The sequence below is a fragment of the Planococcus maritimus genome (assembly GCF_001592825.1).
Lineage (GTDB): Bacteria > Bacillota > Bacilli > Bacillales_A > Planococcaceae > Planococcus > Planococcus maritimus_C.
This window is the reverse complement of sequence record NZ_LTZG01000001.1, coordinates 1549174-1561625: the sequence shown is the minus strand read 5'-3', so window position 1 is coordinate 1561625 and position 12452 is coordinate 1549174. Positions and strand designations below refer to the sequence as shown.

General features: G+C 48.7%; 15 protein-coding genes and 1 riboswitch. Of the genes, 14 read left to right on the top strand and 1 reads right to left on the bottom strand.

The features are described from left to right. Positions 1-6 precede the first annotated feature (6 nt). Positions 7-471 carry a universal stress protein gene (locus AY633_RS07695; protein WP_068487737.1) on the bottom strand — a complete coding sequence of 155 codons (465 nt, stop codon included), beginning with the start codon at positions 469-471 and terminating at the stop codon, positions 7-9. Positions 472-641: 170 nt separating this feature from the next. Here AY633_RS07695 and AY633_RS07690 point away from each other — a divergent pair, with 170 nt between their 5' ends. The 14 genes from AY633_RS07690 (at position 642) to AY633_RS07630 (ending at position 12433) form a co-directional block, all read left to right on the top strand. Beyond that, positions 642-1337 carry a Crp/Fnr family transcriptional regulator gene (locus tag AY633_RS07690; RefSeq protein WP_068487736.1) on the top strand — a complete coding sequence of 232 codons (696 nt, stop codon included), beginning with the start codon at positions 642-644 and terminating at the stop codon, positions 1335-1337. A 1078-nt stretch (positions 1338-2415) separates the two neighbouring features. Continuing rightward, positions 2416-2538 (top strand): cytochrome C oxidase subunit II, encoded by a 123-nt coding sequence (locus tag AY633_RS07685; protein WP_068487735.1) that lies wholly within the window; start codon positions 2416-2418, stop codon positions 2536-2538. Between the two features lie 16 nt (positions 2539-2554). Beyond that, entirely contained in the window at positions 2555-3022 is a 468-nt protein-coding gene (locus AY633_RS07680; RefSeq protein WP_058382394.1) for a cytochrome c oxidase subunit II, read from the top strand. A 1-nt stretch (position 3023) separates the two neighbouring features. After that, positions 3024-4676, top strand: a complete 1653-nt coding sequence (locus AY633_RS07675) for a b(o/a)3-type cytochrome-c oxidase subunit 1 (RefSeq protein WP_068487734.1) — start codon at positions 3024-3026, stop codon at positions 4674-4676. A gap of 292 nt (positions 4677-4968) precedes the next feature. After that, complete coding sequence (locus AY633_RS07670) at positions 4969-5523, top strand: methyltransferase family protein (protein WP_068487733.1); 555 nt, start codon at positions 4969-4971, stop codon at positions 5521-5523. A 146-nt stretch (positions 5524-5669) separates the two neighbouring features. Next, on the top strand, positions 5670-6089 hold the full coding sequence (locus tag AY633_RS07665; protein WP_068459257.1) for an organic hydroperoxide resistance protein: 420 nt from the start codon (positions 5670-5672) through the stop codon (positions 6087-6089). Between the two features lie 20 nt (positions 6090-6109). Then, positions 6110-6547 (top strand): transcriptional regulator, SarA/Rot family, encoded by a 438-nt coding sequence (locus tag AY633_RS07660; protein ID WP_068487732.1) that lies wholly within the window; start codon positions 6110-6112, stop codon positions 6545-6547. Positions 6548-6575: 28 nt separating this feature from the next. Continuing rightward, positions 6576-7052, top strand: coding sequence for a glutathione peroxidase (locus AY633_RS07655; RefSeq protein WP_068487731.1), 477 nt, complete (start codon positions 6576-6578; stop codon positions 7050-7052). 72 nt (positions 7053-7124) lie between these two features. Then, entirely contained in the window at positions 7125-7313 is a 189-nt protein-coding gene (locus tag AY633_RS07650; protein WP_068459249.1) for a DUF3934 family protein, read from the top strand. Between the two features lie 254 nt (positions 7314-7567). Further along, a complete protein-coding gene (locus AY633_RS16810) occupies positions 7568-7699 on the top strand; it encodes a hypothetical protein (RefSeq protein WP_260804536.1) in 132 nt (43 codons plus the stop codon). Positions 7700-7928: 229 nt separating this feature from the next. After that, positions 7929-8107: riboswitch (cobalamin riboswitch) on the top strand. Between the two features lie 137 nt (positions 8108-8244). Next, on the top strand, positions 8245-8733 hold the full coding sequence (locus AY633_RS07645) for an acyl-CoA thioesterase (protein WP_068487730.1): 489 nt from the start codon (positions 8245-8247) through the stop codon (positions 8731-8733). 2 nt (positions 8734-8735) lie between these two features. After that, entirely contained in the window at positions 8736-10913 is a 2178-nt protein-coding gene (locus AY633_RS07640) for a ribonucleoside-diphosphate reductase subunit alpha (RefSeq protein ID WP_068487729.1), read from the top strand. Positions 10914-10920: 7 nt separating this feature from the next. Next, positions 10921-11967: a ribonucleotide-diphosphate reductase subunit beta gene (locus tag AY633_RS07635; protein WP_068487728.1), complete on the top strand. Its 1047-nt coding sequence runs from the start codon at positions 10921-10923 to the stop codon at positions 11965-11967. Beyond that, the gene (locus AY633_RS07630) at positions 11948-12433 is read left to right on the top strand and encodes a flavodoxin domain-containing protein (protein ID WP_068487727.1); all 486 of its coding nucleotides are present in this window, start codon (positions 11948-11950) and stop codon (positions 12431-12433) included. The genes AY633_RS07635 and AY633_RS07630 overlap by 20 nt, the downstream gene beginning before the upstream one ends. The last annotated feature ends 19 nt before the right edge of the window (positions 12434-12452 follow it).

Here is a 12452-nt window from a genome sequence, read left to right as displayed (position 1 = left end):
ATCCTGTTATTCGTCTGCGTCGATGTCTTCTTGGTTTCTGCGGACGACAAGCACGTCGCATTTAGCGGTGCGGACGATGCGCTCGGAAACACTCCCCATGATCAGGCGTTCCGCAGCATTTAAGCCTGTAGCGCCACAAACGATGACATCCACTTTCAGTTCATTCGCTAGCTTTTTCGGGATGAGCGTTTTTGGTGAACCATACTCAATCATGGTATGGACATTGGTGGCACCGTGTGATGCCGCTTGTTCTTTGTAATGGGCCAGCAATTCTTCCCCGCTTTTCAACGTGCGGTCTGCAATTGTACGGTCGTATGCTTCAATGGAGCCGAATGAGCGATTATCGATAACATGCACGAGGTATAGCTCAGCATTGTTTCTAGAAGCTGCCGCTGTCGCTTTCTTAAAAGCCCATTCGGCTTCTTTAGAACCATCCACTGCTACCATAATTCGAGAATATTTCAAAGTCATTGTTCATTCCTCCTTCTATACTGCTATCTTTCGCTATGGTTCAATGAACTTCCTTCTTTTTTTAGAAAATTTCCCATAAGCATTGGCTGAATTGTGAAAACGCATCCAACTGCTGCGAAGAATATGGTACGCTTGAAGAAATAGTCACACAGAATAGGAGGGAGAACCCTTTGGAATCAGGGACTGATCATTTAACGCCAGAGCTCGAGAAGTTGTTGACGGTCAACCATGTAGTTAAAGAATATCAAAAAGGCGATTATCTTTTCCGAGAAGGGGAGGCGGTCAAAGGTCTCTATATTCTCCGTTCCGGAAAAGTACAGATCGGAAAAGTCACTCCGGACGGCCGGGAACTGGCGTTGAAAATTTGTGGCACTGGGCAGATGGTCGGCGAGATTACCGTGTTCGCAGAAGGGGCAACATATTTGCTGGACGCCCGTGCGCTGACAAAAACCGTCTGTTTAAAAATACCGGTAGAAGAACTGGAGCAATCACTTGAAAAAGACCCTGCGCTTGCGATGGCGTTTCTGAAATGGATGGGCATTGATCAGCAGAAAACCCAGACGCGCTTTCGCGATTTGATGCTTCATGGCAAAAAAGGAGCTTTGTATTCGACCTTGATTCGCCTCGGCAACAGCTACGGTCTGGAAGCGGACGGAGGCTTGTTGATCGACATTTCGCTGACGAACCAGGAGTTGGCAAACTTCTGTGGCATGAGCCGCGAAATGGTCAATCGGATGCTCAGTGACCTGCGCAAACAAGGAACCGTTGGCATGAAGGATGGCAAAATCATTTTATACAATATTCCTAAACTGAAATTCGATATCAATTGCGAAGAATGCCCAATCTACCTCTGCAAAATCGACTAATTGCAAAGTCTGCCCCTACGGCAGGCTTTTTATGTGCTCTGGTAATTTCATGTTTAACTCCTTAAGAGTGTGCTGTAGAAATAGGTTGGAAAGGAGTTATGAAACTGAAACAAAAGAACTTTGAAAAGAAAAGCTTCTGCTTTTCGACTTCGTTGCAGGGGCACGGTTGCCGAGGGGCGGGTGTTGTTGAGACAATGAGCTGCAAAGATCGCCGCTCATTTGGCTCGCCAGCCGGCGCTCCCTCAGGCGTCGTCCCCTTCCACTCCGTCTTTATGATTAGATTGAAAGATAATTTCTTCAATCCACTCATTATTAGATGTGAAAATGCGTCATGTTTTATAGTTTAAGTCATTTTGATCGCAGGAAATATGGTAGTTAATTCTTAGAAGTAAGCCCATGTGTGCCAGATACTTTACCCAGGAAGCGATTCCCCCGCTAGCCGGCAACTGAATAAAGACGCAGATTTGGTTAAACACACCCGACTCAACGAAATCTCTCAGCCGCCGAGCGTAAAGGGGTGAGCCGACACAGTAAGACAAGCGTTCTTCTTGGCTTACAGTGAGAGGCCAACCCAAAGCCCGGCGGCGACTCCTAATATGAAGCTTCAACAGAACAGGGAAACAATGTCACTCGCAAACCCTCGTTATCCTCAAACACGTCTAATCCAGGAAGCGATTCCCCTGCTAGCCGGCAATTGCATATCGAAGCAGATCTGATCAAACACACCCGACTCAACGAAATCTCTCAGCCGCCGAGCGCAGAGGGGTGAGCCGACACAGTAAGACAAGCGTTCTTCTTGGCTTACAGTGAGAGGCCAACCCAAAGCCCGGCGGCGACTCCCAACATGAAGCATCAATAGAACAGGGAAACAATGCCACACACTAACCCCAGCTATCTCCGCTATTCATTCCAACAAATAGCAACTTCCAAAAGCCTGCCGACCCGCAGGCTTTCTTTATTTTGGCAAAAATATGAACAACCAAAAATAAAAGTTCTCAGGTGTGATTTATGTCACAGCCAAACCGAAACTTAGGTCCTATGCTAAAGGAAACAGTAAACAAGTGATGAGGTGGAAGCAATGGATAAGAAACAATCGGATCATGATATGAATTTGAGGGGAACACTCGTCAGTGTATTCTTCGTTGGCATCATCATCGTTGCCATGTGGGTTGCCGTCTATTTGATGTACGTAGCGAGATAAAAAGGAGAGATTCATCATGCATTTCCATAAATACGAGAAAATTTGGCTCAGTTTCGGCATCGTCTCACTTATCGTCTTTTTGAGCGTCGTCGGCGTCAGCGCGTTTTCACAAAATCACACGCCGTCTGGGGGGATGGACACCATCGACCCGGAGAAAGTGAACGAAACCGCCCCATTCGATAACCCAGGCGTGACGCAATTGGACGAAGACACTTACCAAGTGGCAATCGTTGCACTGGCTTTTGGCTACAACGCGCCAGACTTACGGGTGCCGGCTGGCAAAGAAATCATTTTCAAAGTCACCAGCACAGATGTCGTGCACAGCTTTACGATCGACAACACGAAAGTCAATATGATGGTCGTTCCAGGACGGATCACGACCAAGTCCTACACATTTGAAGAACCGGGCAAGTATTTGATTCTGTGCAATGAATACTGTGGCACCGGACACCATATGATGTCTACGGAAATTGAGGTGTACTGATATGATTGCCCAACCAGAACGTAAAATCGCTTTATGGCACTTAGGTGTCGCTTATACTGCATTTTTGATCGGCACGCTCATGGGCGTCTTGCAGGTGTTTATCCGCAACGACGCTCTTCAGCTCCCGGCTTGGCTAGATTATTACCAAATTCTTACCGCGCACGGTGTCTTGCTTGCACTTATTTATACGACCTTTTTCATTTTCGCCTTCTTTATTACCGGTATGAGCAAAAGCCTCGGCAGCTTCGGACCGAAAGTTCGCTTGTTTTCGTGGATCGGTTTATGGGTGACCCTTCTCGGGACGATTATGGCTACAGTGCTGATCATCGCCGGAGAAGCTTCTGTTCTTTACACATTTTATGCCCCGCTGAAAGCAAACGGGTTTTATTACGTGGGCTTGGCGCTGGTTATTGTCGGTACCTGGATTTCGAGTTTTGCTTTGGTCGGCCATTATATGGTGTGGCGCCGCAACCATAAAGGACAATTGAGCCCCTTGTTTGCCTTTATGACGGTTACCACCATCATTTTGTGGATCATCGCCTGTCTCGGAGTGGTAGCGACCGTATTGTTTCAATACATTCCATGGGCATTCGGCTGGACGGATACGATCAATGTGGAATTGAGCCGTTCGCTGTTCTGGTATTTTGGCCATCCGCTTGTCTATTTCTGGCTGCTTCCGGCGTATATCGCCTGGTACACGATCGTGCCGAAATTGCTTGGCGTGAAAGTATTCAGTGATTCCTTGGCGCGCCTCGCGTTCGTCTTGTTCATCCTGTTCTCGATTCCGGTTGGCTTCCACCACCAATTGACGGAGCCGGGCATCTCGAACTTCTGGAAGTTCCTGCAGGTCGTCTTGACGTTCATGGTCATCGTGCCGTCGCTCATGACGGCATTCTCGATGTTTGCGACTTTTGAAATTTCAGGGCGTAAAAAAGGCGGCACGGGTTTATTCGGCTGGTTCAAGAAATTGCCGTGGAGAGACATCCGTTTCACGTCGATTTTCATCGCTATGGCATTCTTCATTCCTGGTGGTGCTGGCGGGATCATCAACGCCAGTTTTCAATTGAATGAAGTTGTCCACAACACGTTATGGATTGTCGGGCATTTCCATATTACCGTCGGCACGCCTGTCGCGATGACGTTTATGGGCTTGACCTTCTGGCTCATCCCATATTTGACGGGGCGCCGTTTCACGAAGCGCATGCAACGCCTCGGCTTTGTCCAGATCATCACGTGGTCGATTGGCATGCTGCTCATGTCTACCGCTCAGCACGTATTAGGCTTGATGGGGGCACCGCGCCGCACAGCTTACAGCGGTTACAACGGCCACCCGTCGGCAATGGAATGGTTTGACGGCATCATCTCGAATCATGTGACGATGGCAATTGGCGGGACGATTTTGTTCCTGTCCGCCATGATTTTGATGTATATCGTCATCATGACGATGTTCGTTTCGCCAAAAGCGGAAACGCCTGACCAGATGGTGGAATTTCCGCTGGCGGAAAGCGATATGTCCCATACACCGAAATGGCTTGAAAACTGGTGGATATGGATCGGTATTGCCGCCGCGTTGATCATCATTGCATACGCGATTCCACTGACCCATATGATTCAACATGCACCACCTGGTTCGAAAGGATTTATCACATGGTAGGAGTTGAGGACAATGTTCACGATGGTAATCGCATTAATGGCCATTTTTATCGTTTTCACGGCGATGCTCGTTGAGTTGTCAGTGACGGACGAAGACTAACGAAGGGCTGTTCCGGTTAGGTGCCGGGGCAGCTTTTTGTGTCTTGCTCCAGCCGGACGCTTTCCGCGGGCACGGCCTCAGCCGCTTCGTCGTTTCCGCTCGCTGGAATCTTTTAACTATGCGCAACCAGTTGGAAATTGTATTTGAGTGGCATCTTCTATAGTATTTTAGGAAGAAGAAAGAGGTGGATAGGATGGGCTGGATAGACTGGATTTTCACTGCCGTGAGCGTTATTTGGCTGGTCGAATTCATCGTTTTTAAAAACCGTGAGACCGGGCAAGGCGATCCGGTCGAAAAAAGGACGTTCTTTGGCATTCTATTGTCGCTAATCGCCACTATTGTGGTTGGTTTTGGGCTTCAGGAGTTGGCAGAGACCGATATGGCATCGGTGCTCAGGCCAATTGGGCTCGTGCTCCTTATCATTGGTGTCTTTTTACGATTCTGGGGGATCCTCCACTTGAAATCGCAGTTTACGCGCCACGTGACGGTGCGAGAAGGTGATAGCATCGTTAGCAGCGGTCCTTACCGCAAGCTGCGCCATCCGCTGTATACCGGCTTGTTTTTAATCGGCATCGGCATGGCGCTATTCTTTACAAGCCTCATCGCGGCGGTTGGCGGCGGCTTGTTGCTCGCTTTTGCACTCAATAAACGCATGCAACACGAAGAAGCCTTGCTCGTTGAAAAGTTCGGACCCGAGTATAAGGAATGGATGAAGCGAAGAGCCCGCTTGATTCCTTATATTTATTGAACTTCAACCAACAAGGAAGAAATGGAATCCCGGATCTCGTATCCGGGATTTTTCTTATGCAAAAAACTGAAGCGTTTCATTTTACATCGTGTACGATTTAATTTAATATACATCGTGTAAGATATAATTCTTGGAGGGATATACTCATGAAACCAATTTTTGAAACGACAATGATCAACAGCGGCGGACGCGAAGGCACCGTTTATTCACCAGATAATATTTTCAACCTCGATGTGGCAAAACCAGTCGCGCTCGGCGGCCAGCCGAACACGGCGACAAACCCTGAGCAATTGTTTGCAGCAGGCTATAGCTCTTGCTTTAACAGTGCGTTGGACTTCGTGCTGGAACGTGATAAAGTGAAAGTAACGAATAGCGAAGTCACGGCAACGGTTTCCTTGCTAGGTGATAAAACGGACGGCGGCGTGAAACTTGCGGTGCGCCTAGAAGTCGACATTGATGGGTTAGAAGAAGGCAAGAAACAGGAGTATGTTGATAAAGCTCATGCCTACTGCCCATATTCCAAAGCGATCAAAGATTCCGTGGACGTGGAGATTGTCGTTCGATAAGCAGAAAAACAGGTGATGAGATGGACAAACCGACCAAATTGGAACAGCAATTATGCTTTGAAGTGTATAAAGCTTCAAGCAATTTCTCGAAACTTTATGCCAAAACCTTAGAACCGTTCGGCCTAACCTTTACGCAGTACTTGGTGTTGCTCGTATTATGGGAAGAAGACGGCTTGACGATGAAAGAAATCGGCGGGCAACTCGGCCTCGGCACCGGGACGCTCAACCCCATTATCAACCGGATGATTCAAAATGGCCGCATCGTGAAAGAGCAATCGGCTGAAGACCGCCGTGCTTTCCGCATTTCCTTGACCGAACAATCACGAGCGGATGAACAGCCGATCGAGGCAGCCATTCACGACAAGATCACCAGCTGCAATTACCTGGACGTGAATGCCATCGAACTGATGAACAACTTAAAAGCCTTGAATGCATTTTTCGGCGAGATGGATCTGTGAAAATTCGTGAAAACAGGAGTGATGAATGATGGAAATCTATGATATTCAGGTGACCGATGCCAGCGGAGAAGAGTATAAGCTCGAACGCTACAAGGGCCAGCCGATGGTCATCGTCAATACGGCAACCAAATGTGGCTTGCGCGGGCAGTTCGATGGCCTCGAAAAAATCTACCAGCGCTACAAAGACGAAGGGCTAGTTGTGCTTGGTTTTCCATCCGACCAATTCGGCCAGGAAGTCGGGGAAGCGGCAGACGCCGAATCATCATGCCGCATGACATACGGCGTGACCTTCCCGATGCACGACATCATCAAAGTAAACGGAAAAGGGGCGCATCCCTTATTCGATCATTTAACCTCGAATACAAAAGGCTTTTTGTCGAGCGGCATCAAGTGGAATTTTACAAAATTCCTAGTCGATCCGAACGGCAAAGTCGTAGCGAGGTTCGCGCCGAAAGATACACCCGATTCCATGCACAAAGACATCCAGAAAGTGCTCGGAGCCTAAACACGAACTGTTCACGAAAGCGGCGGGATGTGGTAAGCTGAACGTCACGATGAGTGAACGGGAGTGAAAGAAATGGGCAAAGCAAAAGCAAAATCAAAAAGCGGCATCGGCAAAGGAACCGGCAAAAAAGGCTGGAACCGTTGGGAAAAAGGCAAGAACAAAGCCAAGAGCTTCAAGCCGTATACCAGCAAAGACAATAAAGAAGCCACGAACCAAAAAGGAAAACAGCCACAAGCTGAATCCGAATGGATCGACGGATAACAAAAGCCGCGCAGGCAAATGCGCGGCCTTTTTTATTTCCTGGGAAATAGAAATGACGGAGAAAAGCGGCAGGGGCTTGTGGCAGCTACTCTAAAGCGAGGCATCAAGAACTCATTGACAGAACAAAACAAGCTTCGGAACTATTATTGCATAAGAAAATCCAGCTATCTTGCTGATGCGTATCTCAGGAAGCGATTCCCACACTAGCCGGCAACTACCTAAAGAAGCAGATTTAATTAGACATACAAGAATTTATGGACTATCTTAGCCGGCTAGCGACAAGGGTGAGCCGACGCAGCAAGACAGGCGCTCTCTCTGGCTTGCTGCCAAAGGCCAACCCAAAGCCCGGCGGCGACTACCAAGATGATGCACAACTAGAACACTGAAACGATTCCACAAGCAAGTTCTCGCTGTCTTCATCGAAACAGAAAATTTGAAAAACCTTGTATCAAAAAATAACTACCAATTGAAAGGTTTCTATGAAAAACAAGCCAACAACTAGACCCTTTTTCGCTTTCTGCTCAAAGACCCCAGAAAATCCTTGCGGCAAAATTCGAACTGGTCTATAGTGAAACTACAAGATTTGGTGATGATGTAAAAAAACAACACCATATATAGTGATACCGCAACAAAGGTGCCCACTACGGGCTGAATAGGGAATCCGGTGAAATCCCGGAGCTGTTCCCGCAACTGTAAGCGCAGACGAACCATGAAATCTCACTGTCCAATGGACGGGAAGGGCATGGCGAGAGTGACGCGCGAGCCAGGAGACCTGCCTTTGTTGTCGTTTTGCACTTCTCCGGGAATTGGGAAGGATGACAAAGGTTTATTTCGTGTGGCCCCAGTATGTCCACCTAATTAACTTGCGTTTATGCCCCCATTCTCTCAGGAGAATGGGGGCTTTTGTGTATTGGAAAAGGAGGAAAACAACATGAATAAAGAACAACTTCCGGCTGGCGTATCCAGGACTATTCAGTCTCGGCTCGTCTTGCCGCCGGATACCAACCATATGGGCACGATTTTCGGAGGCACCGTCCTCGCGTATATCGATGAAATCGCAGCGATTGCGGCAATGAAGCATAGCCGGCGCGCGGTTGTGACCGCATCGATCGACAACGTCAATTTCCTATCTTCGGCGAAAGTCGGCGATATTTTGATTTTGGAAGGCGTCGTCATCTCGACAGGCCGGACTTCGATGGAAGTGTACGTCAAAGCAGAATGCCAGCACATCGAAAGCGGCACACGCAGCCTCACGACTACCTCAATTCTGACGATGGTGGCCGTGGATGCGGAAGGACGCCCGACGCCGGTCGCGAGCGTGGTGCCGGAAACGGACAATGAAAAACGATTGTTTGAGAACGCACAAGAACGCAAAGACCGCCGAATGATAGCAAACGAATACGCAAAGGAGCTGTGTTAAAAATGACTTTAGGAGCAGTAGAACGAGATAAGAAAATTCAAGATGCATTAGACCGGGTGTCGATGGACGAACCGCATTGGACTTTCGAAGCAGCAGGATTGTATTTGGAGAAATTATACGAACAAGCGGCACAAACGAGAGGCTACAGCGCAGCGAACAAATACGACGATTTTTATGGATTGATTTACGGGCTGAGCCGCCTTGGCATTTATTCGAAAGACTTGCTCGAAGCTTATTCCGAAGACGAAATCCGCCTATTGGGACGAGAAATTGCGCCAGAGCGCGATGAATTATTCAATTACATAGGATTATTCTTGTTGTCGGATCGTTATTTAGCAAAAGACTATGACGGGCGCGTATGGGAATTGCCGCAGGAGCGCTTTCTCATCATCGCCATGACCTTGATGCAAAAAGAACCGAAAGTACGCCGCCTCGAACTCGTCAAGGAAGCGTATTGGGCGATGAGCAATTTGTACATGACAGTGGCGACGCCGACTTTATCAAATGCCGGCAAGAGCTTCGGTCAAATGTCTTCATGCTTTATTGACACCGTAGCGGATTCACTGGACGGGATCTACCAGAACAACTGGGACGTCGCACGCCTCAGCAAAGACGGCGGCGGACTCGGCGTCTATTACGGAAAAGTGCGTGCACTTGGTTCCGACATTCGCAAATTCAAAGGCAATTCATCCGGCGTCATCCCGTGGATCCGCCTTCTCAACGACACAGCGGTCAGCGTTGATCAGCTAGGCCAGCGCCAAGGCGCAGTGGCGGTCTATTTGGATGTATTCCATAAAGACATCATGAATGGCTTCCTGGATTTGAAAACAAATAATGGCGATGAGCGCCGCAAAGCACACGATATTTTTACCGGTGTCTCGATTCCGGATTTGTTTATGCAAAAATTGCAGGAAACGGATGAAAACGGCCGCAGCATCGGCGAATGGCATACGTTCTGCCCTCATGAAGTCAAGCAAGTGATGGGGTGGAAAGACGATCAGGGCAATTTACTTGGCCTGGAAGATTTCTACGATGAGACAGACCGTAAATACTTCACGGAAAAATACGAGGAAGCGGTCAATCATCCGTTTTTGGCCAGAAAATCGTTCCGTGCGATGGATATCATGGCGCGCATTATGGTCTCGCAACTCGAAACCGGTACGCCGTATATGTTCTACCGCGACGAAGTGAACCGTGGCAACCCGAACAAACACTTGCGTGGCATCGGCAAAACATCGATTTACTGCAGCAATCTATGCAGTGAAATCGCACAAAACATGTCGCCGACTGAAATCATCAAAGAATACAAAGACGAAGAAGGCAATTTGGTCACTGTGAAAAAACCGGGCGATTTTGTCGTCTGCAATTTGTCATCGATCAACTTGCCAAGAGCCGTGCAGGCGGACGTCTTGTCCCGTCTCATCCCGATTCAATTGCGCATGCTTGATAATGTCATCGATTTGAATACCATTTCTGTCGGCCAGGCAGAAGTGACAAACGGCAAATATCGCGCTGTTGGATTAGGTACATTCGGTTGGCACCATTTGCTGGCGCTTCGCGGCATCCATTGGGAAACGCAAGAAGCAGTCGACTATGCCGACACACTTTACGAAGAAATCGCCTGGCACGCTATCCGCGCATCCGCAGGGTTGGCGGAAGAAAAAGGTGCCTTCAGTGAATTCACAGGTTCTGAATGGCATACGGGCGAGTATTTCGAACGCCGCAGTTACACCGGAGAGCGTTGGGAGTCACTACGCCGTAAAGTCGCAACATCCGGCGTCCGCAATGGCTGGATGATGGCCGTTGCACCGAACTCATCGACCGCGAAAATCGGCGGTTCGACAGACGGCATCGACCCACTGTATGCCGTCGAATACGCAGAAGAGAAAAAGAACTTCCGTTTTAATGTAACAGCACCGGACCTCAATCACCGGACTTATGACTATTACCGCCGCGCGCGCCACGTGCTGGATCAGAAATGGAGCATCCGCCAAAACGCGGCAAGACAGCGCCATATCGACCAGTCGATCAGCTTTAATTTGTACGTGCCGCACACGATACGTGCCAAAGAATTGCTGGAATTGCATCTCGAAGCATGGAAGTGTGGATTGAAGACGAGCTATTATGTGCGCAGCACGTCGCAAGAAGAAATCGAAGCATGCGAGGCATGTGAAAGCTAAGGAAAGGATGAGAAGTATGGAAACTTTAACGAAACAGCCATTGATGGACCCAGAGGCACCAAATCGTTCAACCGCCATTGTGGGCGGGGCGAGCTCTGGTTTGCTCAATTGGAATGATATTGCCCATCCGCATATGTATGACTTGTACCAAGCGCTACTCGCGAACTTCTGGAAAGCGCAGGAAATCAATATGCAGGATGACATCAAAAACTGGGACTCGCTAACAGATACTGAGAAAGACGTCTTCTTGCGCATTAACACTCAGCTGGCGTCACTCGACAGCCTGCAGACGCCGACGATGACTCAAGTCATGGATTATGTCAGCGATTCAAGTTTCAAGTCGATTTTTGCCGTCATCGCCCAGCAGGAAGCAGTCCACACCGAGTCGTACTCCTACGTTCTCAGCTCGCTCGTTCCGCTCGATGAACAGAACCGGCGCTTTGACGAAGCAAAGAACGACCCGCTCGTCAGAAAGCGCAATGCACGGATCTTGTCTGCGTACGAAGCGTTCCGCATCGAGCCTAATCTGGAAAACTTATTGAAGCTTGCGGTCAATTCGATTAACTTGGAAGGCATTTATTTCTATGCGGGCTTTGCGTTTTTCTACCACCTCGCGCGCCAGCAAAAAATGCTCAAAACGAGCACGATGATCAGCTACATCCAACGCGACGAAATGCAGCACGCCTATTTCGTTTCCCAATTTATCCGCATCTTGATCGCGGAAAACCCGGAGCTCGCGACAGATGACATGAACAATTGGATCCGCGAGGAAGTGGCGCATGCCGTCGAACTTGAAAAAGAATGGGCTCAGCATATCCTCGGGGAGATTGAGGGGCTCGACCTTGATGAGTTCAACGAATACGTTGAGTATTTGGCAAACAAGCGGCTGCGCCAAATCGGCCTCGGCAATCTTTATGAAACACGCGACAATCCGATGCCGTGGATCCGTGTTTTCGGTGACGACATGATGAACAGCACGAAATCCGATTTCTTTGAACAGAAATCGCGCGCCTATACGAAAGTATCGGAGTCGAATGGCTTTGACGAACTATAAGCCAAAGCTTGCAATTGTCTATGCCTCTGCAACGGGACACACCGAACGGCTTGCTGAAATGGTAACAGATGCATCGGTTCGCCATGGCCTGCAGCCCGAGGTTTTTTCTGTGAAGGAATTCGACCTTTCCGAACTATTACGTTATGATATAGTTGTAGTCGGCACGTACACGTGGATGAACGGGGAAATTCCGAGACAACTGCATCGCTTGTTCGAAGCAATCGAGCAGCAATCAGGAAATCTCGTTACAGGTGTTTTCGGAACAGGAGACCGCTGCTTTGCGACGTATTGCGGGGCGGTAGATTTGTTCCGTGATATGCTCCACGCTAAAACGCGCCTGGCTGCCACACTCAAAGTGGAGCAGATGCCTTCTGCAGACGACCGCCCACGCTGCGACGCATTTGTGAAAAGTGTGCGGGTGAAATATAACCAATATTCGAAGACGCTGCCAATGGTTAAATCCTGAACGATCCTTTAGTTTCTCC

Bases quoted from the DNA above. Each gene is read 5' to 3' on its own strand.
- AY633_RS16810 (WP_260804536.1), top strand. From the start codon at position 7,568: ATGGACTATCTTAGCCGGCTAGCGACAAGGGTGAGCCGACGCAGCAAG.
- AY633_RS07670 (WP_068487733.1), top strand. From the start codon at position 4,969: ATGGGCTGGATAGACTGGATTTTCACTGCCGTGAGCGTTATTTGGCTG.
- AY633_RS07675 (WP_068487734.1), top strand. From the start codon at position 3,024: ATGATTGCCCAACCAGAACGTAAAATCGCTTTATGGCACTTAGGTGTC.
- AY633_RS07685 (WP_068487735.1), top strand. From the start codon at position 2,416: ATGGATAAGAAACAATCGGATCATGATATGAATTTGAGGGGAACACTC.
- AY633_RS07645 (WP_068487730.1), top strand. From the start codon at position 8,245: ATGAATAAAGAACAACTTCCGGCTGGCGTATCCAGGACTATTCAGTCT.
- AY633_RS07630 (WP_068487727.1), top strand. From the start codon at position 11,948: ATGGCTTTGACGAACTATAAGCCAAAGCTTGCAATTGTCTATGCCTCT.
- AY633_RS07635 (WP_068487728.1), top strand. From the start codon at position 10,921: ATGAGAAGTATGGAAACTTTAACGAAACAGCCATTGATGGACCCAGAG.
- AY633_RS07695 (WP_068487737.1), bottom strand. From the start codon at position 471: ATGACTTTGAAATATTCTCGAATTATGGTAGCAGTGGATGGTTCTAAA.
- AY633_RS07680 (WP_058382394.1), top strand. From the start codon at position 2,555: ATGCATTTCCATAAATACGAGAAAATTTGGCTCAGTTTCGGCATCGTC.
- AY633_RS07650 (WP_068459249.1), top strand. From the start codon at position 7,125: ATGGGCAAAGCAAAAGCAAAATCAAAAAGCGGCATCGGCAAAGGAACC.
- AY633_RS07665 (WP_068459257.1), top strand. From the start codon at position 5,670: ATGAAACCAATTTTTGAAACGACAATGATCAACAGCGGCGGACGCGAA.
- AY633_RS07655 (WP_068487731.1), top strand. From the start codon at position 6,576: ATGGAAATCTATGATATTCAGGTGACCGATGCCAGCGGAGAAGAGTAT.
- AY633_RS07660 (WP_068487732.1), top strand. From the start codon at position 6,110: ATGGACAAACCGACCAAATTGGAACAGCAATTATGCTTTGAAGTGTAT.
- AY633_RS07640 (WP_068487729.1), top strand. From the start codon at position 8,736: ATGACTTTAGGAGCAGTAGAACGAGATAAGAAAATTCAAGATGCATTA.